Origin of the sequence: Chromohalobacter beijerinckii, from assembly GCF_023061185.1 — a bacterium.
In the GTDB taxonomy this organism is placed as follows: domain Bacteria; phylum Pseudomonadota; class Gammaproteobacteria; order Pseudomonadales; family Halomonadaceae; genus Chromohalobacter; species Chromohalobacter beijerinckii.
The window spans coordinates 44088-65264 of sequence record NZ_JAKGAK010000009.1; the positions used below are offsets into that span (position 1 = coordinate 44088).

19 protein-coding genes are annotated in these 21177 nt (G+C 61.4%); 6 read left to right on the forward strand and 13 right to left on the reverse strand.

Annotated elements, in window-relative coordinates; translation table 11 throughout:
- Position 1: 1 nt before the first annotated feature.
- Together L1075_RS08885 and L1075_RS08890 are read right to left on the reverse strand one after the other, a co-directional pair.
- Entirely contained in the window at positions 2-1264 is a 1263-nt protein-coding gene (locus tag L1075_RS08885; RefSeq protein ID WP_246941471.1) for a PDDEXK-like family protein, read from the reverse strand.
- Between the two features lie 182 nt (positions 1265-1446).
- Complete coding sequence (locus L1075_RS08890; RefSeq protein WP_246941473.1) at positions 1447-2325, reverse strand: SDR family oxidoreductase; 879 nt, start codon at positions 2323-2325, stop codon at positions 1447-1449.
- 117 nt (positions 2326-2442) lie between these two features.
- Here L1075_RS08890 and L1075_RS08895 point away from each other — a divergent pair, with 117 nt between their 5' ends.
- On the forward strand, positions 2443-3363 hold the full coding sequence (locus L1075_RS08895; protein WP_246894883.1) for a hydrogen peroxide-inducible genes activator: 921 nt from the start codon (positions 2443-2445) through the stop codon (positions 3361-3363).
- Positions 3360-5453 carry an ATP-dependent DNA helicase RecG gene (recG, locus tag L1075_RS08900; protein ID WP_281504125.1) on the forward strand — a complete coding sequence of 698 codons (2094 nt, stop codon included), beginning with the start codon at positions 3360-3362 and terminating at the stop codon, positions 5451-5453. Before L1075_RS08895 ends, recG begins: the two co-directional genes overlap by 4 nt.
- A 24-nt stretch (positions 5454-5477) precedes the next feature.
- Here recG and L1075_RS08905 read toward each other — a convergent pair whose 3' ends face one another.
- The 5 genes from L1075_RS08905 to L1075_RS08925 form a co-directional block, all read right to left on the reverse strand.
- Positions 5478-5954 carry an XRE family transcriptional regulator gene (locus L1075_RS08905; RefSeq protein ID WP_246894882.1) on the reverse strand — a complete coding sequence of 159 codons (477 nt, stop codon included), beginning with the start codon at positions 5952-5954 and terminating at the stop codon, positions 5478-5480.
- A gap of 91 nt (positions 5955-6045) precedes the next feature.
- Positions 6046-8232: a YccS family putative transporter gene (gene yccS, locus L1075_RS08910; RefSeq protein ID WP_246941475.1), complete on the reverse strand. Its 2187-nt coding sequence runs from the start codon at positions 8230-8232 to the stop codon at positions 6046-6048.
- Between the two features lie 132 nt (positions 8233-8364).
- Positions 8365-8724 carry a hypothetical protein gene (locus L1075_RS08915; RefSeq protein ID WP_246894880.1) on the reverse strand — a complete coding sequence of 120 codons (360 nt, stop codon included), beginning with the start codon at positions 8722-8724 and terminating at the stop codon, positions 8365-8367.
- A gap of 91 nt (positions 8725-8815) precedes the next feature.
- Entirely contained in the window at positions 8816-9088 is a 273-nt protein-coding gene (locus tag L1075_RS08920; protein ID WP_040240342.1) for an HU family DNA-binding protein, read from the reverse strand.
- A 150-nt stretch (positions 9089-9238) separates the two neighbouring features.
- Positions 9239-10399 (reverse strand): FAD-dependent oxidoreductase, encoded by a 1161-nt coding sequence (locus L1075_RS08925; protein ID WP_246941476.1) that lies wholly within the window; start codon positions 10397-10399, stop codon positions 9239-9241.
- A 133-nt stretch (positions 10400-10532) separates the two neighbouring features.
- Between L1075_RS08925 and L1075_RS08930 the strand changes: the two genes are divergently transcribed.
- The 4 genes from L1075_RS08930 (at position 10533) to phoR (ending at position 14197) form a co-directional block, all read left to right on the forward strand.
- Positions 10533-11081, forward strand: coding sequence for a chorismate--pyruvate lyase family protein (locus tag L1075_RS08930; RefSeq protein WP_246894878.1), 549 nt, complete (start codon positions 10533-10535; stop codon positions 11079-11081).
- A gap of 83 nt (positions 11082-11164) precedes the next feature.
- Positions 11165-12058 carry a 4-hydroxybenzoate octaprenyltransferase gene (ubiA, locus tag L1075_RS08935; RefSeq protein ID WP_246894877.1) on the forward strand — a complete coding sequence of 298 codons (894 nt, stop codon included), beginning with the start codon at positions 11165-11167 and terminating at the stop codon, positions 12056-12058.
- Between the two features lie 124 nt (positions 12059-12182).
- Entirely contained in the window at positions 12183-12872 is a 690-nt protein-coding gene (gene phoB / locus L1075_RS08940; protein WP_246894876.1) for a phosphate regulon transcriptional regulator PhoB, read from the forward strand.
- A gap of 5 nt (positions 12873-12877) precedes the next feature.
- Positions 12878-14197 carry a phosphate regulon sensor histidine kinase PhoR gene (phoR, locus tag L1075_RS08945; protein WP_246941478.1) on the forward strand — a complete coding sequence of 440 codons (1320 nt, stop codon included), beginning with the start codon at positions 12878-12880 and terminating at the stop codon, positions 14195-14197.
- A gap of 73 nt (positions 14198-14270) precedes the next feature.
- On the opposite strand, the gene fhuF is transcribed toward phoR, so the two are convergent.
- The 6 genes from fhuF to cysZ form a co-directional block, all read right to left on the reverse strand.
- Positions 14271-15029 (reverse strand): siderophore-iron reductase FhuF, encoded by a 759-nt coding sequence (gene fhuF, locus L1075_RS08950; protein ID WP_246941480.1) that lies wholly within the window; start codon positions 15027-15029, stop codon positions 14271-14273.
- Between the two features lie 138 nt (positions 15030-15167).
- Positions 15168-17273, reverse strand: a complete 2106-nt coding sequence (locus L1075_RS08955) for a TonB-dependent siderophore receptor (protein WP_246941504.1) — start codon at positions 17271-17273, stop codon at positions 15168-15170.
- Positions 17274-17490: 217 nt separating this feature from the next.
- Complete coding sequence (locus L1075_RS08960; protein WP_246894874.1) at positions 17491-18510, reverse strand: helix-turn-helix transcriptional regulator; 1020 nt, start codon at positions 18508-18510, stop codon at positions 17491-17493.
- A gap of 18 nt (positions 18511-18528) precedes the next feature.
- The gene (locus L1075_RS08965; protein WP_040240325.1) at positions 18529-19140 is read right to left on the reverse strand and encodes a superoxide dismutase; all 612 of its coding nucleotides are present in this window, start codon (positions 19138-19140) and stop codon (positions 18529-18531) included.
- Between the two features lie 131 nt (positions 19141-19271).
- A complete protein-coding gene (locus L1075_RS08970) occupies positions 19272-20198 on the reverse strand; it encodes a ZIP family metal transporter (protein ID WP_052444894.1) in 927 nt (308 codons plus the stop codon).
- A gap of 28 nt (positions 20199-20226) precedes the next feature.
- Positions 20227-20955, reverse strand: coding sequence for a sulfate transporter CysZ (gene cysZ, locus L1075_RS08975; RefSeq protein WP_246941482.1), 729 nt, complete (start codon positions 20953-20955; stop codon positions 20227-20229).
- Positions 20956-21177 lie beyond the last annotated feature (222 nt).

The following is a 21177-nucleotide window of genomic DNA, read 5'->3' on the forward strand; positions in this document are numbered from 1 at the left end:
CCTAGCCTGCGGTATGAGTTTCTGTCTGAAAGGCGTGTTCATCCACCCACTTAGCCAAATCGCCCAGTGCTGTCATCGCACCTGCCTTGGTGTACTCGCGGGGCCAAGCACTCAAAGCCAGCCAGCGCCCTGCGATTTCAGGCCAAGTGTCATTGCCATAGCCATCCCTATACCAAGTGCAATCCAGCTGCTTGGTGACAGGCGTTACCTTCAGAAAGGCCTGCTCGACTTCTTCCAGCCAGGGGTCGTTACGCTCCTGACTTTCCAAATACACCCTCACCTCGAAACCGATGTTTTCATTGCCTTCCGACTCCGATGAAGGATAATAAATAAGGCATATCTGTGACCCTCCACCGTTATTTTCCCTCCACATCTTGGGAAAAAATCGCCACACCCTCGTCTGATCTTCTCTCCAATCCTCTGGATTTTTATTGGTAGTGATCTCACTGTTCTCTATCTGCAACGCGGTAGCAATATGATTTTTCCCTTCTACCATTAACTCCTTTTCGAGCTGTTCCAGACGTTGTGATGCTTCGTATAGATCATTGAAATGTTTCAACGAAAAATCCAGCTCTTCTGGCGTCATTGTCTTTGCTTCCTTCGGATGAGCGATAGCGTCGAGGTGCTGCAACAATTCTTGGTAGAAGACTTGCCATTTCGTCTGATTGGATGGCACTACATCTTGCCCGTAAAGTTCATAAGCCGACTTCAATAGTTCTGAGTAGGATAGCGTCGGCCAGCCAGCATCAGTGGCGGGTGCTCGAACACTTTCCTTGGATTCATCCGGGCATAAAACACACTTATAAACTTTAGCTTCATAGCTTTTCAGAAAGCCGTCATAGGCATCAAACGGGTTATTCTCCGCTGAAGCCCATACTTTATGCTCGATACCCAATACGAAGTCGGTTCCTGAAACTACCAGATCCAGGCGTTTCGTCGATTCGCTTTCGGCATTCCAGCTTCCCGCTTCCCGCTCGGTAGTGACCGCTTCCCAGTCGATTCGCTGTAGATGTTCGTGATCGCAGCCACCTTGACGTACGAGTGCATGCAACACGGCCTTGGCCAACCAACGGGGCGAGCCGGGATACCCCCCCATGAAGAAGGCCATCAAGTTTGACAGGCGGTTCTCGTTCGTTCCTGGCCCTGCCTCGGAAAACAGATTGGGCGTAGGGGGCTCTGGTGAGGGAAGCAACGCCAGTTTCTCGAAAAAACGCTCCAATGCTGCCAAGTCGGTCGTTTCTGAAGACATCACGTCATGGCTCATGTGTGGGTTGAGCCATCATTTTGACGCAAGGCCTTTACATTTTCACACAAGGAAGAACAGTCTCAGATCGCCCCGAACAGGCACCGTCTCGCCAAGACACGAAACGCCCGCACCCGGCAGACAGCAGAAAAGCGCCCGCAGGCGCTTTGTCATGGTTTTCAGCGGGTTGGCGAGGTTAGTCGTCAGGCGCTTTCCGTGGCGGTCAGGAAGCCGCCCTGCTTGAGAACGTCCTCGTATCCCTCGCGAAAGGTGGGATACTGAAAGCGGTAGCCGCTGTCACGCAGCCGAGTATTGTCGCAGCGCTTGCTGGCCCGGCGCCGTAGCGGCGACTGGATGGTCTCGGTGAGCTCGACCTTGAGCTTGCCGGCCATCCACGTCATCACCTCGTGCAGCGGTGTCGGCTCGCAGTCGCTGGCCAGGTAGAGCGCCTCTACCGGCTTGTCATCGAGGCTCAAGGCGATCAAATGCGCCAGCACGCCCACGCAATCGTCGCGATGGATACGGTTGGAATACATCGGCGGATTCGCCGCCGCGACGCGCCCTTCCTTGACCTGACGGATCAACCGATCACGCCCCGGGCCGTAGATGCCGGAAAAACGTACCACGGTGCCCGGCAGCGGATGGTCGAGCAGCGCTTGTTCGGCCTCGCGCATCAGCAATCCCGAGAAGCCGGTGGGCTCGGTCTCGGAGGTTTCGTCGACCACTTCGCCCGCTTGCTGGGCATAGACGCCGGTCGATGAGACAAAAAACACGCGCTTGGGTGGCGTGGCGCGCGTCTCGAGTTCGCCGAGCACGGCCTTGAGCCCCTTGGGATACGCTTCGGCATAGGCGTTTTCGTCGAAGCGCGCAGCGCTTAGGATATAGACTACGGTGTCCGCGTCGGGCAAACGTGCCAGCGTAGCGGGGTCCGTGACGTCTAGTGCCAGGGCCTCGATGCCTGTTTCCGCGAGCGGCGCAACCTGGCGGCGCACGCCGATCACCCGCTGGCCAGCGTCGATCAACCGCTTACCTAGCTGGATACCAATGTCGCCGCAACCAATAATCAGAGTCGTTTTCTTCACCTTTCCCTAGCCTCTTGGTAAAAGTCCTTGATAAAAAGTCTTTGGCAAAAAGTCCCTTGCATCGAATACCTTAGTGAATCCATCGCGTAGCCTAGGAGGCCCGAAAAGGCCCAGCCCATGACCCTAACAGAACTCCGTTATATCGTAACCTTGGCTCAAGAGCACCACTTCGGGCGCGCTGCCGAGCGTTGCTACGTCTCCCAGCCCACACTTTCGGTGGCCGTCAAGAAACTGGAAGACGAACTGGGCATCGCCCTGTTCGAGCGTTCCAAATCCACCGTACAGGTCACACCACTGGGCGAGAAGATCGTTGCTCAGGCGCATCGGGTGCTGGAACAAGCCGGCCTCATCAAGGAAATGGCCACTGAAGGCAAGGACCAGTTGGCAAGCCCGCTGCGCATTGGGGCGATCTACACCATCGGACCTTACCTGTTTCCGCACCTGATACCCGAGCTGGCGCGTCACGCCCCACAGATGCCACTGTACATCGAAGAAGGCCTGACGGGTGATCTACGCCGCAAGTTGCGCAGTGGTGAGCTGGACGCCGTGATCGTCGCCCTGCCGTTCAACGAGCCGGATGTGCTGACCAAGGCGATCTACGAAGAGCCTTTCGAAGTGCTGTTACCCGCCGGCCATCCATGGACACGCAAGACCGCGATCGCCAAGGAAGACTTGCTCCAGGAAAAGCTGCTGCTGCTGGGCGAGGGACACTGTTTTCGTGACCAGATCCTTGAGGCTTGCCCCGCCATCAACAATCAACTCAATAATCCGGGCAACACTCTGATCGCCGAGGGCGGCTCGCTGGAAACCATTCGCCACATGGTGGCCTCGGGGCTGGGCATCACGGTGCTACCCAAGTCGGCCATCGGCACCAGCCATTATGAATCGGGACTGCTCGAAAGCCGGCCCTTTGCCAATAGCGTACCCAGCCGCACGGTGGCCATCGCCTGGCGTGCCAGCTTCCCCAGGCCCAAGGCCATCGATGCCCTGACCACGGCCATCGAGACATGCCAACAGCAGCGTATCCAGGCGGCATGAGCACTGACATAAAGGCTATGGATGCGCCGGTCAGCGAACTCACCGGCGTGGGCGAGGCGCTGGCCGCCAAGCTCGCCCGGCTGGGTATCGCCAGCATCGCCGATATGCTCTTTCATCTGCCGTTGCGCTATCAGGACCGGACGCGCATCACGCCGATCGGCACCCTGCGCGCCGGTACCGAAGCCGTGGTCGAGGGCGATATCGCCGCTGCCGATATCGTCAAGGGACGGCGGCGCAGCCTGCTGGTCCGCCTCAAGGATGGTTCAGGCATCCTCAGCCTGCGCTTCTTCCACTTTTCGCCCGCGCAGCAACAACAGTTCACGCGTGGCTTGCGTGTGCGTGCCTTCGGCGAGGCCCGCGCCGGCGCTACGGGCCTCGAGATCTATCATCCCGAGTACCGCTTGCTGCATCAGGAGGACGCCCCGGTCGAGGAGCACCTGACGCCGATCTACCCCACCACCGAGGGCTTGACCCAACCACGCCTGCGCGGCCTGATCCAGCAGGCACTCAAGCAACTCGACGCCGCGCCCGACGCCTTGCCGGATTGGATTCCCGACGCCCTGCGCCAGCGCTTTCGCCTGCCGGGGCTGCTCGAGTCGCTGCGTTACCTGCACGAACCGCCCCCCGAGGCGCCGGTGGAACGCCTTGCCGAAGGGCGTCATCCCGCCCAGCGACGCCTGGCGTTGGAAGAACTGCTTGCCCATCAACTCAGCCTGCGGCAGGTGCGCCTGCGCATCCAGACCGACAGCGCGCCCGCACTGGGCGGTGGGCGTAGCCTGCAGGCACGTTTTTTGACCCAGTTGCCGTTCTCGCTGACCGGCGCGCAGCGCCGCGTCCTCGACGAAATCAGCCACGATCTGGAACGCGCCACCCCCATGCTGCGCCTGGTCCAGGGTGACGTCGGCTCAGGCAAGACCGTGGTCGCTGCCATGGCGGCACTGGCGGCCATCGCCGGTGACTGTCAGGCGGCCATCATGGCGCCTACCGAAATCCTCGCCGAGCAGCATTATCGCAACTTCCGCGATTGGTTTACGCCGCTGGGCATCGAGGTCGGCTGGCTGGCGGGCAAGCTCAAGGGCAAGGCGCGCCTGGACACCAAGGCGGCAATCGCCGATGGTCGCGTTCAGGTCGCGGTGGGCACGCACGCGCTGTTTCAGGACGACGTGCACTTTCACCGCCTGGGCCTGGCGATCATCGACGAACAGCACCGCTTTGGCGTTCACCAGCGACTGGCGCTACGCCAGAAGGGCGAAGCCGGCGGCCTCACGCCACACCAGTTGATCATGACCGCCACACCGATTCCGCGCACGCTGGCGATGAGCGCCTACGCCGATCTCGACCTGTCGATGATCGACGAGCTACCGCCCGGCCGCACGCCGGTCAAAACAGTGGCAGTCCCCGACGAGCGTCGTCCCGAAGTGATCGAGCGCATTCGTCGCGCCTGCGCCGAGGGCCATCAGGCTTACTGGGTGTGCACGCTCATCGAAGAATCCGAAGCCTTGACCTGCCAGGCCGCCGAGGCGACCCATGAACACCTCAGCGAAGCGCTGCCCGACCTGGCCATCGGCCTGGTGCATGGGCGCATGAAAGCGGCAGAAAAGGCCGAGGTAATGGAGGCATTCAAGACGGGCGAGCTGGATCTTCTCATCGCCACCACGGTGATCGAGGTCGGCGTCGATGTGCCCAATGCCAGCTTGATGATCATCGAAAACCCCGAGCGTTTGGGACTCTCGCAGTTGCATCAGCTGCGTGGCCGCGTGGGGCGCGGCGCCACCGAGAGTTTCTGCGTGCTGCTGTATCATCCGCCGCTGTCGCAGCACTCGCGGGAACGGCTAGGGGTGATGCGCGATACCACCGATGGTTTTCGTATCGCCGAGAAGGACCTGGAGCTGCGCGGTCCTGGCGAAGTACTCGGCACTCGCCAGACGGGCCTGGCGCAGATGAAGATCGCCGATCTGGAGCGCGATCGTGATCTGCTCGACACCATCAGCCCCCTGGCGCGTGCGCTGCTCGACGAGGCGCCGGAGGCCGCCACGCCCTTGATCCGCCGTTGGCTGGGCGAAGACGCCGGGCATTATGGGCAGGTATAAGCCCAGGCGGACACTGCCCGATCATCATGATGGCGTGGAGTCATCCTCGGCCTGGCCGGCCTGACGCTCCCACTTGCCCGCCTTGGCTAGCGCCATGATGACCTCGCGGGCAATGGCACGCTGACTCGGCGGCAAGCCGGCGAAGGCTTCCAGGGTCTCGCGCTCGCGATAGCTCAGCGCTTCCCACAGATGGTCGCTCTCGTTGACGCGGTGCTGCACCGGCGCACCGAAGCGCAAGGCTGCCGGCGGCACTTTCAGCCACTCGGCGAGAACCACGAGCTTTTCCTGAGTAGGCAGCGTCTCGCCACGCAGCCAACGGCGCACGCCGTGCAGCGTCACTGGGCGTCCCGGATTGCGCAGGTTGAACTCACGCTCCAGCACGGCGGGCTTGGGCGCATAGCCGGCCTGTTGCATGGCCTCGCGCAGGCGTTGGGCGAATTGGGTCTTGGCGTCTTCCATGCCTGCACAGTAAGGCGTCTCGCCCCCATGCGACGTAACCATTCCGTTGCTTTTTTGAAGATCGGGCAACACTACCGGTTACGTTGCGTGACGTCGATTATCCCGAGATAGCAGTGACTTACCCGTGACGCCGTCATTCGCGCGAGGCCTGGATCGACAAACGCCCCGCCGCCTCGCTCAACGCGACCAGTTGACGACTGATCAACGCCAGTTGGTTCTGCAGCAAGCGGCGTTCATCACACGTTTCCTCGGCGGCGGACGCCTCCAGCAAGCCGGCATGCCGCGTCAGGGTGTCCTGGTGCGATTCGATCGTTTCTCCCGCAGCGAGCTGGCGTGCCACGCGCGCCAGCGTCTCGGCCACGTCATCGGCCGCCGCCGTCACCGCGGTGTTGTCATCGCCTGCGGCGCCGGCCGCCCCGCGATGGGCCCCCAGTGCTGAGAGATAACTCAACAGGGTGTGTGAATGCACCAGAAAACGCAGCCCGACATCGGCATCCTTGCGAAAGTGTCCCGGCTCCAGCAGAACATTGCCCAGCGTCGTGGAAAGCGCCGCGTCGGCGTTATGAGCGTTGCGCCGTGCCAACCGGTAGGCAAGGTCGTCGCGCTTGCCTCGCGCGTACTGGTCGAGGATCGCGCGCAGGTAGGCCGCACTGGCTTCGAGTGTCGTCGCCGCTTGACGGTGCAGTCCACGCCCTTGCCAATCGGGCAAGATCACCAGCACCGCCAGGCCCGCGATGGCAGCGCCCAGTAGGGTATCGAACAGACGCGGCCAGATCAGCCCAAAGCCGTCGCCGACTTGATTGAAACAGAACAGCACCATCAGCGTGATGGAAGCCGTTGCCAGTGTGTAATGATGCGCACGGGTAGCGAAGAAAGCGACACCAGCGGCCACCGTGATCAACGCTTGGACAGGCTCGGTGGGAAATAGCGTGATCAGCGCCCAACCGGCGACCAACCCCATCACTGTGCCTTGGATACGCTGACGCAGAAAACGCCGCGTGGCCCCGAAATTGGGTCGGCATACGAACACGCTGGTGAGCAGGATCCAGTACCCCTGAGTAGGATGGATCCAGTGCAGCACGCCATAGCCCACCACCAGCGTCACGCTCAAGCGTAGCGCATGGCGAAACACCGGTGACGCCAGGCTGACATGCGCCTGGAGACGTTCGATGACGTCGCGCGGCCCGCGTGGCGAGCGGTCGAACAGACTGCTGTCTTCGTGATCGGCCCGCGCATCGGGATTGTCGGCACCGGCCAGCTTGTCTTCCAGCGTAGCGAGGTTATCGGCCAGTGCCGACAGCGAGCGCAGCAGATCACGCCATTCGTCGCGTCCCTGGGCATGCAGGTTGTTCAGGGATGCATTGAAATCCTCCAACGCCTGGGCGCTGGGGCCGTGATCGAAAGGACGATCGAGAAGCAACGCACGACTCAAGGCCTTGCAGGCACGCCCTTGCTGATCGAGCAAACGCTGGGCGCGAAAGAGGATATCGTGATGGAAGAACGCCTCGGCCAGCGCACCATACGGATAATGCGAGGAACTCGCCCGCTCGTGGATGTCCTGCGCGATGAAGTAGAGCCGCAGGTAACGATTGAGCTTGCGCCCGCCGCGCTGGCCTTCGAGGCGTCGGAAAATCATTTCCTTGCTCTGATTGAGCGCCGCCACCACGCGACCATTCTGCTGGGCCAGCGCCAGACGCTGCTGCTCGATATCCATCCCTCTCAGCGGCTCGAAAAGTGCCGACTTGAGGCGCAAGTACACGCCCAGCTCGCGAAAGACGTGCGCCAGACTCAACTTGAGCGGATGACGCGAGAACAAGGCGCACCACACCACCGAGATCGCCCCGTACCAGGCCGCGCCCGAGACCAGCAGTAACGGCTCGCGCCATAGCTCACCCAGCGCGACACCGCCGTGCTGCTCGAGGCTGATCATGGTGTAGATGGCGAGAATCAGGGTCGCGGTGGCGATGGTCGCATAGCGCTGTCCCACCGCACCGAGCATGGTCATGCCGAAACTCGACACGCCAAGGCCCACCGCGAAGATCACGGGATGCGCAAACGTCAGCTCCACCGACAACGCAGCGACGGCGAAACACACTAAGGTCACCAGCAACGCCTGCAGGCGTCCCTGCCAGGTATCGTCGGTCTCCGCCAGGGCGCTGGCGATGATACCCAAGAACAGCGGGATCAGCTTGCCCATGTCGTCGAGATACCAGCACAGCGCCATGACGCCGGCCAGCGCGATGAATACACGCAAGCTGTAGGCGAAGGACTCCAGGGTCCAAAGGCGTCTAAGCGGTTGGATCAACGACGTCGGCAGCATATCTCTCGATCGGACGGTAACAAGCCAGGAAGTCGTGCCTTGCACGACACTACGACTTTAGTATAACGAACCCAACCGAGCCATGGCGATGCCCGTCGCGCGCACCAGGCGTCACGACACCGCACAGCGGAGCTAGCGTAGATGCTTGAGCAATCCCTGCAAGCGTTCCAGATCGCGCGAATCGCCAACCAGACGTAGACGACCACTTTGCAAACCGTCGAAGAACGCACGCGCCGTGGGGCGCTTGAGAAACGCCACGCCGGCATGGGCATCGCGAAAGCGTAATTCCAGATCGAGATCGATGGGTAAGCCCGGCGCATCCTCGATGGCCTCGGGGCGCATACGGTAATGGCGTGCGAGGCTGAGATCCTCGGTGGCGACGCCCCAATCGAAGCGTTGCATGTCCGAGAGTTTCTGCTGAAAACGCGGATTGCGACGTCGAGCACGCTTGAGCATGACACCCAACAGCCACAGCATCAGACGCAGTTTCATGCGCGCCTCGCCACATAGAAAAAGAGGGGAAAGGAGAAGAAATTGCACGGAGCGCCGGTGAATAGATGGCCCGAACACTCCGTGCCATCACTCACTTCACGGCGTCCTTGAGCGCCTTGCCGGGCTTGAACGCCACGGTCTTGCTCGCCGGAATGGTCAGCGGCTTACCCGTCTGCGGATTCTTACCGGTACGCGCGGCACGCTCGCGGACGGTGAAGGCACCGAACCCGATCAGCGAGACATCCTGGCCCTTGGAGACGGTACCTGTGATCTCATCGAGAATGACATTAAGGACCTGACTGGCCTTGTCCTTGGAAAGATCGGCACGATCGGCGATCGCCGCGGCGAGTTCTGGCTTGCGCATAAAGCCCTCCTGGTTTGGCAACGAATGCGACACCTTTGAGATATCGCTTGTTGTTTTTCAATGAGCGAAACAAGCGCCACGCCATCGGCGCAGCGCTGACACTACCCACCTACTGCGCCAGACCGGTACCCACCGGCATGACGACCTAAGCTAGGGTAGCAACGGCGGGGCGGCCCGCGCCAGCTCGACTTTCCGACGTACGCAAGCGCCTGTCAATGCAAACCCCAGCAAATAGCCGTTTTCATCCTCGGCGAGCGCACTGAGATCGTCGCCCTCGCCCTCGATCCGCCAGCGTGTCGGTGCCTGACGCGGCGGTAGGGCCACTACCGGGCATGACGGGGTCTTGACCAGCACTGGCCAGGCACCGTAAGCGACCGGCGTCGGCGTTCCGGTCAGGGTCGCCGCCAGCGCCTTGGCGCTGGCCTGAAGCGGTTGCACGTACATGGCGTTGAGCCCCGCCACGCAGGCACAATCGCCCAGTGCATGAATGCCGGGCTGCGTGGTCGCCAGGTAGCGGTCGGTCTGAATACCGGCCTCGGACACAGTGAGCCCAGCGGTGTCGGCCAGCGCGGTACGCGGCGAGAGGCCGGTGGCGATCAACACCAAGTCGGCGGACAACACCTCGCCATCATCGAGCACCAGCGAGACCGCCTCATCGTCACGCTGGAGCTGGGCAAGGCTACGTCCCAGGCGCAGGTCGGCGCCCGTCTTGCCCAAGGCGGCCCCCAGCACTTGTCCTAGCGGCGGCGGCAGCAAGCGCGCCAGCGGTGCCGCTTCGGGCGCGACCAGGGCAACGCGATGCCCTCCAGCAAGCATGTCGTCGGCGAACTCGCAGCCCACCAGTCCGGCGCCGACGATTGCCACGCGCGCGACGCCGCCATGACGCGATAAGGCGGCATGGAAAAGCCGATAGTCGTCGAGATCGTTGATGGTGAAGACGCGATCACGCACCTCGTCCGCCACCGTGAAGGGCGCACTGGGTGCGGCCCCAGTGGCCAATACCAGCTCGCCGTAGGGTAGACGTTCCGCGCCGATAGCAAGCGTCTGCGTCTGCGGGTCGATGGTACCGACCCGCGTGTGCGTGCGCATTGTCATCTGGAGCGCATCGGCCACGTCGATGGGGGAGCGCATCGCCAAACGCTCGGGCAACATCCCCTTGGCAAAGCCCGTGGACAAAAGCGGTTTCGAATAGTCGGCGCCACTATCGGCGGTAATCAAGGTGATGGCGCGCTGCGCATCGCGAGCACGTACCTGCCGGGCCAGGCCCAGGCCGGCCATGCCGCTGCCGACGATGATCAAAGGGTCGCTCATTGGCGCCTCGTGCTACGCATGACAGAAAATGATGATGCGGCGATATGACAGCTCGAACGCCGCAAGCGCGGACGCCGCCATAGCGCATCGTACACGCATGATACACTCATGTACTTTGAGCCTGATTTTACGCATGGCACACGACAGTTTCAGCGCTGGCCCACACTGGCTACCGGCCGCCGCCCAGCGCCCCCGCATGAGCCCCGCTTGGTGGCGCTGGGTGGCCTCGCGCGACTCGCTGACCGCGCGCCTGCGCGCCGCCAGCACGCGGCCCTTCGGGGTACGGCTGCTCGCTCAGGGAATCAGCAGCCCCCGGCACGATGAGGCCCAAGCGCTTGAACTCGATCCCCGAGCCCGTATCTGGCGGCGCGAGGTCATGCTGATGCTGGGCGACACACCGTGGGTCGCGGCACGTTCGGTGGCCCCACTGACGTCGCTTCATGGCGCGCGACTGCAGTCACTGGGAACACGTTCGCTGGGCAGTTGGCTGTTTCGCCAACCCGGCCTCGAACGCGGTCCTATCGAGATCATTCGGTCACCGACGCCCAAGCTCGTTACGGGACACGGTCGCATCGCGCCCTGGGGACGGCGCTCGATCCTGCGCCTGGGGCGTACGTCGATTCTCGTACAGGAGTTCTTTCTCGATGCCATGACCGCTGACCTCGCGTTGCCATCGCGCTAAGCTGGCTGTTCACGTTTTCATAGGCACGTTGCTTTTTCACAGCCACATTGCTTTTCACAGCCACATTGTTACAGGAGAGCCCGATGTCCGCCGATTCATCCGACGCCGCGCGCCCCACCGGCCTGGCCCGCGTGCCGGATTTCCTGCGCCTGACACGACTCGACCGCCCCATCGGCACTTGGCTTCTGATGTGGCCGACGCTATGGGCCCTGTGGCTGGCGGCCGAGGGCGTGCCCGAGCGTGGCACGCTGCTGATCTTCGTTATCGGCGTCTACGTGATGCGTGCTGCCGGCTGCGTGATCAACGACTACGCCGACCGCCATTTCGATGGCCACGTCAAACGAACGCGTGATCGGCCATTGGCCACCGGGCGCATCTCCGAGAAGGAAGCCAAGGCCACCTTCGCGGTGCTGGTAATGATTGCCTTCGGCCTGGTCTGTCTGACCAATCTACCGACTGTGCTGCTGTCGTTCGCAGCGCTGGCGCTGGCGGCTACCTATCCGTTCATGAAGCGCTATACGCATTTCCCACAGGTGGTGCTGGGAGCCGCTTTCTCGTGGGGTATCCCCATGGCCTTCATGGCCATTCAACGCCAGGTACCGCTCGAGGCGTGGTTGCTACTTGCCGCCAATGTCGCCTGGACGGTGGCCTACGACACCGAATACGCCATCGTCGACCGCGACGACGACCTCAAGGTAGGGATCAAGTCCACGGCGGTCCTGTTCGGCCGCGCCGACCGGCTGATAATCGGACTTTTGCAGGGCGTGACCGTCGTGCTGCTCGCCTGGATCGGCCTGCGTTTGGCGCTGGGCGGTTTCTTCTGGCTGGGGCTGGCCGCCATGGTGGCAATCTTCGTCTATCAGAACTCTTTGATTCGTTATCGTGAACGCGACCCTTGCTTCCGCGCCTTCCTCAACAATCATTGGGCCGGGCTGGTGGCCTTCGCGGGCATCGCCCTGACGTTATGGCCTATGTGACGCTATGAGCTATAGGTAAAGAGCGCGATTGTCACGAAGCTGTCACATTAGCGCGTTGTAATCGTCATGCTGATGTCATTCATGAGTGATTCGCTTCATCGCGATCCGCAAGAGGCCCACGCCCATGACCGCCAAGACCGTGCTCATCGTCGATGACGAGGCGTCCATCCGCGAAATGATCGCGGTGGCGCTGGAAATGGCCGACTACCGCGTGCTGGAAGCCGACAATGCCCAGACGGCGCACGCCATGGTGGTCGACGACCAGCCCGATCTATTGCTGCTGGATTGGATGATGCCCGGCACCAGCGGCATCGAACTGGCACGGCGTCTCAAGCGCGATACCGCCACCGCCGAGCTGCCGATCATCCTGCTCACCGCCAAGAGCGAGGAAGACAACAAGATTCAGGGGCTGGAAGCCGGCGCCGATGACTACATCACCAAGCCGTTCTCGCCGCGGGAACTGGTGGCACGCCTCAAGGCCGTGCTACGACGCGCCACGCCCACCGGGGTCGAGGATACGGTGGAAATCGACGGCTTGCGTCTCGACCCCGTCAGCCACCGGGTCAGCGCCAATGGCGAGGCACTGGACGTGGGCCCCACTGAGTATCGGCTCCTGCAGTTCTTCATGACGCATCAGGAGCGTGCCTACACCCGTAGCCAGTTGCTCGACCAGGTCTGGGGTGGCAATGTCTACGTCGAGGAGCGCACCGTCGACGTACATATTCGCCGCCTGCGCAAGGCGCTCGGCGATGACCACCAACACCTCATCCAGACGGTACGCGGCACCGGTTATCGCTTCTCCACCAAGGAGTAGCGCACGTGTATTATTGGACCAATGAACTATGGCGTCTGGCATACCTCGTCATCGGTCTCGGTGCCCTCGGATGGTTATTGGGTGCGCCCGGCTGGGGGTTGGCCGCCGGTCTGGGCCTCTATGTCTACCTGCATCTGCGCCATTTGCGCGCTCTGTATGTCTGGCTGACCCAGCATCCGCATGATACGCCACCGGTCGGCGCCGGGGTCTGGGGCGACCTGTTCGACCGCCTCTACAAGTATCAGAAGACCCAGCGTCAATCGCAGGCCCGCCTGCGCGATATCATCCGCCGCGTACAGGACTCCTGCGAAGCGATGCGCGATGCCGTGGTCATGCTCGACCGGCACGGCGACCTGGAGTGGTGGAACAGCGCTGCGGCCCAGATGCTTGGCTTTCAAACGCCCCATGATCGCGGCCAGCACATCACCAACTTCCTGCGCGATCCGAGCTTCGTGGCTTATTTCAATGCCCGCGATTACCGCGAACCGCTGACCTTGGCCTCGCCGATTCGCGATGACGTGACGCTGCAATACCAAGTCACGCTGTTCGGCGACAACGAGCGCCTCGTCATGGCGCGCGACATCTCGCGACTGCATCGCCTCGAGCAGATGCGACGCGACTTCGTGGCCAATGTGTCACATGAGCTGCGCACCCCGCTCACCGTGTTGACCGGTTATCTCGAGACCTACCTCGATCAGGCCGACCAAGTGCCGCCACGTTGGCAACGCGGCCTCGGCCAGATGCAGGAACAGACCCAGCGCATGCAGAACCTGGTCGAGGACCTGCTGCTGTTGTCGAAGCTGGAAACCGATCAGACCCGCGACGACCCGGCCCCGATGGACATGGCCACGCTGCTTGAAAACATTCGCGATGACGCCGCCAACCTTTGTGCGGGCAGTCATGAGATAGCCCTGGATATCCACACCGACCATTGCCTGCTGGGTGACGAAGGCGAGATGCGCAGCGCCGTTTCCAACCTGGTCTTCAACGCCGTGCGTTATACACCGCCAGGGAGCACCGTCACGCTGCGCTGGAAGACCTGGAAGGAAGGTGCCGCAGTGGAGGTCGAGGACGACGGCGACGGTATCGACCCCGTGCATCTGCCGCGCCTCACCGAACGCTTCTATCGCGTCGACAAGGGACGCAGCGCCGCCAATGGCGGCACCGGGTTGGGGCTGGCGATCGTCAAGCATGTGTTGCTGCGCCACGATGCGCATCTCGACATCGACAGCCACCCCGGCCGGGGGGCGCTTTTCCGCTGTGTTTTCCCCGCCACGCGCGTGCACGCCGCCCCCGCAGAACGGCGTGCCGTGGGTAATAGCTAGGTCCTGTGGATAAGCGAAGTGCCGATCCTCATGTGGACAAGTCGATGTTGCCACCAGGGGACGCGGGCAAGGATCAGCCGTTGACCACGCGACGCGGCGACTGTGTTTCGGCCTTCTCGCGGCATGCCAATGGGCAGTTGCCGCAGTAGCCGAGTCCGGGCAGGAGATAGCGGATACAACAGACGCGCCGGATGGGTTCGATGTCGCCATCGGCGTTTTTACGCTGACGAACGGGTTGGAAAAGTGGATTGCGCTGGCCGTCGGCCAACTCGCGCAGAGTCATCCAGCGTTCGCCGAGCTCCGCTCCACGCTGGGCCTCCGGCAAAGTGTGCAACTGGCGCACGAGATAGTCGACGTATTGCCCCAGGTTACTCCACAGAGCACGCGGCGCGATGCCGCTGTGATGCGCCATGCACGTGATGGCGGGGCCCCAGGTGTCGTGTATCAGCGGCAAAAAGCGCGCTTCTGCTCGAGTGTCGGCCAGAGGCGCGGACGTATCCTCGACCACCAGGGCATCGATGAGCATGTCTTCGCCGAGCACGACTCCGAGCCGCGACAGATCGAGCGGCAACTGCCGATCCGCCAGCAGGTTGTGCGCCATACCCGTGTACGTCGTCAGGGCCAGGAAATACTTCGACCAGAGCGACATTACGGCACGGCAGTCGCCATGCTGATGTTCGGCGCCATAGCGTTGGATCACGTGCGCCATGCCACGCCGGGAAAACAGATCTTGCGCCCGCCAGGCCGTCTTGGGCGCCTGGTCCCAGGTCATCAGCTTGCGATCCATCCCCTTCAAAGGGCCGGCATAAAGCCGGGTAAGCGACACCGACATCGAAGACGTTTCCTGTGGCGAGGCCGAAATGGGTGGCGTGGGCCATGACCCACGCCAGGCAGCGTAAATGAAAACCACTCGCGACTCAATCGCGCCAAGATCTTGCCGGCGAAGCCGTCGCGCGATGGCTTGCAGGGTCTAGAAGTCGTAGGTCAGGCTCGCGCGCACATTCCGCTCCGCTCCGAAGTAGCAGTGCTGAAGCGAGTTGCATGACGCCACGTATTCCTTATCAAACACGTTGCCCACATTGAGCTGTACCTGCATGCCCGGCATGCCCATCTGGCTCAGGTCATAACCCAGCATGGCATCGACCAGCGTGTAGTCGGGAACTTGCTCGGTATTGGCGCGATCCGCTTGGATATCGGCGTAATAGCGCACCCCGAGACCGGCATCCAACCCTGCGAGCGTATCGCCCTGGAAGGCATAGTGGCCCCATAGACTCGCCTGGTGACGTGGGGCGTAGATGGCGTGGCTACCTTCCTCGCTATCCACGTCACTCTTGGTGTAGGTGATGTCGGTGTAGCTGTAGGCGGCCTGCAAACGCAGCCCCTCGGTCAATTGCGTGCGGGCTTCCAGCTCCAGGCCTTGCGACTCGATCTCGCCGATGGAACGGTAAGGATCGGTGGGCTGTTCCTTGGTAGCGACGTTTTCCTGGGTGATGCGGAACAGCGAGAGGCTATAGCGATCTTGGGTGCCCGGCGGTTGGTACTTGAGGCCCGTTTCCCACTGCTCGCCTTCCATCGGCTCGAGCAGATCGCCTTCGGCATCGACGAAGCTGGTCGGTGTGAAGGCCGTGTTATAGCTGACGTAGGGCGCGACACCATTGTCGAATAGATAGAGCACGCCGGCCCGGCCACTGAACTGGGTATCGTCTAGCTTGCTCTCGCTGTCGTTTAGATAATCGGTGTTTTTGATGTCGACCCAGTCGTAGCGGCCGCCCAACGTCAGGCGCCAGCGATCGAATGCCATCTGGTCTTGCAGATAGACCCCCGTCTGCGTCAATTCATGGCGTTCATCGTTGGTCTTGGCGATATCACCCACGATATCGGCACCATATTGCGGGTCGAAAGCATTGAGATTGGGAATGGCTCCCGAGGTATAGACAATATCATTCTTGCGGGTTTGGTAGTCGACACCCATAAGCACGGTGTGATCGATGAAGCCACTGCTGAGCTTGGCTTCTACTTGGTTATCGACGGTCCAGGCCTCAAGTGATTCTTCGGCACCGTAATAATATCGCTTGAGTTCGTTGCTATCCCCATCGACCCAGACGTTTTGCCCTATCAAGTTGCCTGCACCGTCATAAAGGTATTCAGCACCTTGGGCGACTTGATCCATATCGACATCGGCATTCAGATAGCGCACCTTCTGGCGCGCGGTCCAGGCATCATTGAAACGGTGCTCGAGGCTGTAACCGAACATCCGCTGAGTCCGTTCGAACTTGTCGTAATCGTCTTCGCCATCGAAGAAGTTATTGCTGATCTTCTGGCCATTGTGGCTTTCCACCGCCCCCTCGTAAGGCACGCCGGAGTGATAGCCGCCTTCCGGGTCCTTTTGCAGATAGGCCATGAACGACAGCGTCGTGTCGTCGGTAACATCCCAGGTCACCGAGGGTGCGATGGCGTAGCGCTCCTCCTCGACCGTGTCGAACTGGGTGTCCGCACCGCTGGCCAGCCCCACCACGCGATAGGCGGCCCGCCGCTCGTCGTCCAGAGGGCCGGTCAGATCGAACGCCGCGCTGCGCTGGCTGTTGTTGCCGACGCTGAACCGTAGTTGACGATGCGTCTCGAACTGCGGCTGCTTGCTGGTCAACGCCACCAGGCCACCGGGGGAGGAGCGCCCATAGAGTACGGAGGCCGGTCCCTTGACGATTTCGACGTTCTCCAGGAAATACGGATCGATCACCATCGAGCTGTAACCGTTGGTATCGCCCATGACCTTGAGGCCATCGAGATAGGTATTGCTCAAGCTGCCGTCGGAGAACCCTCGCATGACCAGGTAATCGTAGCGATTGGAGGCGCCGACCTGATTGGTATAGACCCCCGGCGTATATTGCGCGGCTTCCCTGAGGGTGCGGGTGTCACGCTCATCCATCTCGTCGCGGTCGACTCGCGAGACAGACTGAGGGGTTTCGACAATCGGCGTCTGTGTCTTGGTGGCGGCCTGGCCCGAGACCGTCACCGTGGACAAATCGACGGCCCCGCCGTCATTGCTTTCGGATTGCGCCCATGTCGTCGTGGGCATGAACAGTACGCCTGCCAGGCACGCGCAGGAAAACCAGTGGGGATGCAATGTGCGACTCATGAAAACGCTTCCTCGCTCTCGTACTCGGGTCGCGGTCGACCCGTTTCTTATGGAGAGTGAGAATTATTAACTTTTAAGAGTCGTTCTGCTTATGCTGAATGCCGAAAAACCTATGCGCGGCGCTGTAAGCAAGCTCGCGGAGGAACTTATTTCATCATTAAGGAGTATTCACGGCCCCAGGTAGGGGTAGACGCTGGTGCAACGCACGCGGCGATAGGCCATAACGCTGCTTGAAGGCGGTGGCAAAGTTGCTGGCATGCCGATACCCGACCCGTGTTGCGACGTACTGCACGCTATATCCTTCCCGGAGCAGCTCATGGGCCATTTCGAGGCGGCGTTGGCGCAAACATTCGAAGACCGACTGGCCATACGCCTGGCGAAACTTGTCACGCAATGCGCTGGGGCTCATGCAGGCCAGTTGCGCCAAGGCTTCGATGCTATGCGACGCCTCGGGATGTTCGTGCAGACATTCACGCACTCGAGCCAGGTGGTGGCGATCACGCACCCCCAAACGGCGGTCTTTCCGGGGAGGCGTTCCCCTGGCCGCCAGGCCGTGGGCCATCAATTGCAGCGCCAGCCCCTCGCCGAGTAAGGCATGCTGTGTCTCCTCCGATGGCGCATTCAGCCACTCTTCAAGCGACAGCCAAACGCCTTCGGGCAAGGACAAGCGCCATGCCTCACTGGCGGCGTTGTCGAGCAATTCAGCCAGCGGCGTAGCCAAGCGCGTATGTGACGTACGTGCGGTGTCCAGGAGGGTGAGATTGATCGCGCGCAGGCGCTGCCCACCGGCATGACGTGCACTCAACGTCTGCTGACCGGCGTGCGTGAGCATTAACGCTTCACGCGGTGCCAGGGTGAAATGTTGCCCACCGTGCGACAGTTCCGCGCTGCCCTCGAGTATCACGATGATCGACACATGCGCTGGCGCGTCGGCCAAGGCGTGCGTTTCGTAGGTATGGTGAATCGTGAGGCGCGAACCGACGAGGCTGACACCCATGGCAGGGCGACATTCGTCGACCCAACCCTCGGCCACCGGGGTGGAAGCGGCGTCGTTGCGGGTCAAGGAGGGAAAGCGGTGATACAAACGATAACGGCGCTCGAAAGCGCCGAAATCTGCCATGGTCAGGCATTGGGCCGGCACTGAGACATCGTTCGTCATGCCTGTCACCGGGCCCATGACATACTCCCGATAGGCTTACGCAGTGGCTTCGGCGTAACGACGTGCCACTTCGTCCCAATCGACGACCTCGAAAAAGGCCTTGATGTACTCGGGACGCTTGTTCTGATACTTGAGGTAATAGGCGTGTTCCCACACGTCCAGCCCCAGAATCGGCGTATTGCCGTGCATCAGCGGGCTATCCTGATTGAGCGTGTTTTCCACGACCAGGCGCCCGGCAGGCGTGACGGAGAGCCAAGCCCAGCCACTGCCGAAACGCTTGACGGCAGCTTGCGTGAAGGCTTCACGGAACGCTTCGTCACCGCCCAGCTCATTGTCGATAGCTGAGGCCAAATCGCCCTTGGCTTTGCCTCCACCCTGTGCCGACATGACCGTCCAGAACAGCGAATGGTTGGCGTGCCCGCCGCCGTTGTTGATCACTGCCTGACGCTTGGCTTCCGGAACACGCTCGATTTCTCCCATCAGGGTTTCGACCGGCAGCGACTCGAGATCCGTGCCTTCCAGAGCAGCGTTCAGATTATTGACGTAGGTCTGATGGTGACGGCTGTGATGGATCTCCATGGTGAGCGCATCGATATGCGGTTCCAAGGCATCATAAGCATAGGGTAACGTCGGTAGTTGATGCGCCACGATATACCTCCTTGTCAATCTATCGTCGAATGTCGAGCCTTGGTGCAACATGGCACCAACGGCACGTTGTATCTAACAATAATAGTTTTCATTGCAGGTTTGTCAATTACTTAGCAGCTTGGGCGAGGGGGTCAGAACACCTTGTCGAGCACGAACATCAGCATGAATCCTCCCAGCACTCCGAAGGTCGCATCGCGTTCATGTCCCTTGCGATGCGACTCAGGAATGATCTCGTGGCTGATCACGAACAACATCGCGCCAGCGGCAAAGGCTAGGCCAAAAGGCAGCAAGGCGTCGACGACATGCACCGCAAAGGCCCCGATGACCCCGCCGATAGGCTCCACCAGACCGCTCAATAACGCCGCCCCCAATGCAGTGAGGCGCGAATAGCCGATAGCCAGCAGCCCCAGGGAGACGATCAGACCCTCGGGCAGATTCTGGAGACCGATGCCCAGCGTCAGCGCCACTCCGGCGGCCATGTCGCCACGCGCGTAGCCCACGCCAACCGCCAACCCTTCGGGAAAGTTGTGAATGGTGATGGCGAAGATGAACAACCAGATACGTCGGATCTGCAAGGCATCCGCGCCGCCCTGCTTGCCTAACGCGAAATGCTCGTGGGGCACGAAGCGGTCCATGCCCCAGACCAGAATGCCGCCACATATGATCCCCCCGCAGACGATCATTAGGGCCCAGCCGATGGTGCCGGTGAGCGCCAGCGAGTCCTCGTAGGCCGGCATGGCCAGGGAATAGGCCGTGGCGGCCAGCATCACGCCGGCGCCGAAGCCCATCAGGGCATCCTCGAGACGCTGACTGATGTGGCGCAGCACCATGATCGGTAGCGCCCCCACCGGCGTGAAAAGCCCAGCGACCAGACTCGCCAACATGCCCGCCTGAAGCGTGCTCAACGTCCCCAGCCAATCACGCATCTGGGCGCCCAGCCACCATACCAGGAACGCGCCCACGGCGGCCGCGAGTAGGATGCCCAGCGCCCAGCGGCGTCGAATAAAGCCACCTGGCGCTATAGAAGGCGCTTGCGAGGGCGCTTGCGTATCTTGCATGCGGGGTCTCCTGCGTCGTCGAGAGCGTTCAGCGTGTCACAGTCGGTAGATGACGGTAATATTGCTGCCAGAGTATCACCGCGCCCGCCACGCCGCCCGGCAACAACACCAGATTGAGCACCGGTATCCACGTCGCCAGCGACATGCCGAATCCGAAGGTCAGCGTCGGCCACCAACGGGTCCGCAAACGTCGTCGCATGTCGCCAAAGCTCACCTGGTTGTTATCCATCGGATAATCCAGGTATTGAATCGCCAACATCCACGCCGAAAAGGCGGCCCACAAGAACGGCATGAATACGTTCACGCCGGGCACGAAGCCGAGTATGAACAACAGCGCCATGCGCGGCAGCATGTACCCCAGCTTGACGAATTCCCGCCCTAACGCGTCGACTCCCGCGCGGAAAAGCCCCCGCGTATCGTTGGGCGGCGCCCCACTCAGACGCCATTCCACCTTTTCGGCGAGAAAACCATAAAATGGCGCGGCGATCAGGTTGGTCACCAGCGTGAAGGAAAAGAACACCACCAGCAGCAGGCTCACCACCAGTAGTGGCCAGATCAACCACTCCAGCCACTCGAGCCAGGACGGCACCTTGAGCATCCAGTAGTCGAGCCAGCCACCGAAATGCGTGAACAAATAGCCTAGCGTGGCGGCGTAGATCAGTAGGTTGATCGCCACTGGCGCAATGACGAAGCGGCGCATCCCCGGCGACAAAACCAGCCGTGTACCCTGACTGATGGCGGTAAACGCATGCAGCATCGAGGTTTATCCCTTGATAGACGATAGCGCGGACTCTGCGCAACACAGCATGCCATGCAGCGGCCCCAGCGCCCATCTCCCATGGTTGATGAAAAATTTAATACTAGTATGAGACTCTCTCAGACTTCGTGCTCAGTAAAACGCATGACCCGCTCGGCCTTTCGACGCAACCCTACGAATAGCGGTCAAGCGCGGCACGGCGGTGTGCTAACGTAGCTGAAC

What these genes read in the sequence shown, in the direction of transcription:
- L1075_RS08895 (WP_246894883.1), top strand. Translation starts at nt 2,443, where the DNA reads ATGACCCTAACAGAACTCCGTTATATCGTAACCTTGGCTCAAGAGCAC.
- recG (WP_281504125.1), top strand. Translation starts at nt 3,360, where the DNA reads ATGAGCACTGACATAAAGGCTATGGATGCGCCGGTCAGCGAACTCACC.
- L1075_RS08905 (WP_246894882.1), bottom strand. Translation starts at nt 5,954, where the DNA reads ATGGTTACGTCGCATGGGGGCGAGACGCCTTACTGTGCAGGCATGGAA.
- yccS (WP_246941475.1), bottom strand. Translation starts at nt 8,232, where the DNA reads ATGCTGCCGACGTCGTTGATCCAACCGCTTAGACGCCTTTGGACCCTG.
- phoB (WP_246894876.1), top strand. Translation starts at nt 12,183, where the DNA reads ATGACCGCCAAGACCGTGCTCATCGTCGATGACGAGGCGTCCATCCGC.
- L1075_RS08960 (WP_246894874.1), bottom strand. Translation starts at nt 18,510, where the DNA reads ATGGGCCCGGTGACAGGCATGACGAACGATGTCTCAGTGCCGGCCCAA.
- L1075_RS08925 (WP_246941476.1), bottom strand. Translation starts at nt 10,399, where the DNA reads ATGAGCGACCCTTTGATCATCGTCGGCAGCGGCATGGCCGGCCTGGGC.
- L1075_RS08970 (WP_052444894.1), bottom strand. Translation starts at nt 20,198, where the DNA reads ATGCAAGATACGCAAGCGCCCTCGCAAGCGCCTTCTATAGCGCCAGGT.
- cysZ (WP_246941482.1), bottom strand. Translation starts at nt 20,955, where the DNA reads ATGCTGCATGCGTTTACCGCCATCAGTCAGGGTACACGGCTGGTTTTG.
- L1075_RS08885 (WP_246941471.1), bottom strand. Translation starts at nt 1,264, where the DNA reads ATGAGCCATGACGTGATGTCTTCAGAAACGACCGACTTGGCAGCATTG.
- L1075_RS08955 (WP_246941504.1), bottom strand. Translation starts at nt 17,273, where the DNA reads ATGCCCACGACGACATGGGCGCAATCCGAAAGCAATGACGGCGGGGCC.
- L1075_RS08920 (WP_040240342.1), bottom strand. Translation starts at nt 9,088, where the DNA reads ATGCGCAAGCCAGAACTCGCCGCGGCGATCGCCGATCGTGCCGATCTT.
- L1075_RS08915 (WP_246894880.1), bottom strand. Translation starts at nt 8,724, where the DNA reads ATGAAACTGCGTCTGATGCTGTGGCTGTTGGGTGTCATGCTCAAGCGT.
- L1075_RS08930 (WP_246894878.1), top strand. Translation starts at nt 10,533, where the DNA reads ATGGCACACGACAGTTTCAGCGCTGGCCCACACTGGCTACCGGCCGCC.
- fhuF (WP_246941480.1), bottom strand. Translation starts at nt 15,029, where the DNA reads ATGTCGGTGTCGCTTACCCGGCTTTATGCCGGCCCTTTGAAGGGGATG.
- ubiA (WP_246894877.1), top strand. Translation starts at nt 11,165, where the DNA reads ATGTCCGCCGATTCATCCGACGCCGCGCGCCCCACCGGCCTGGCCCGC.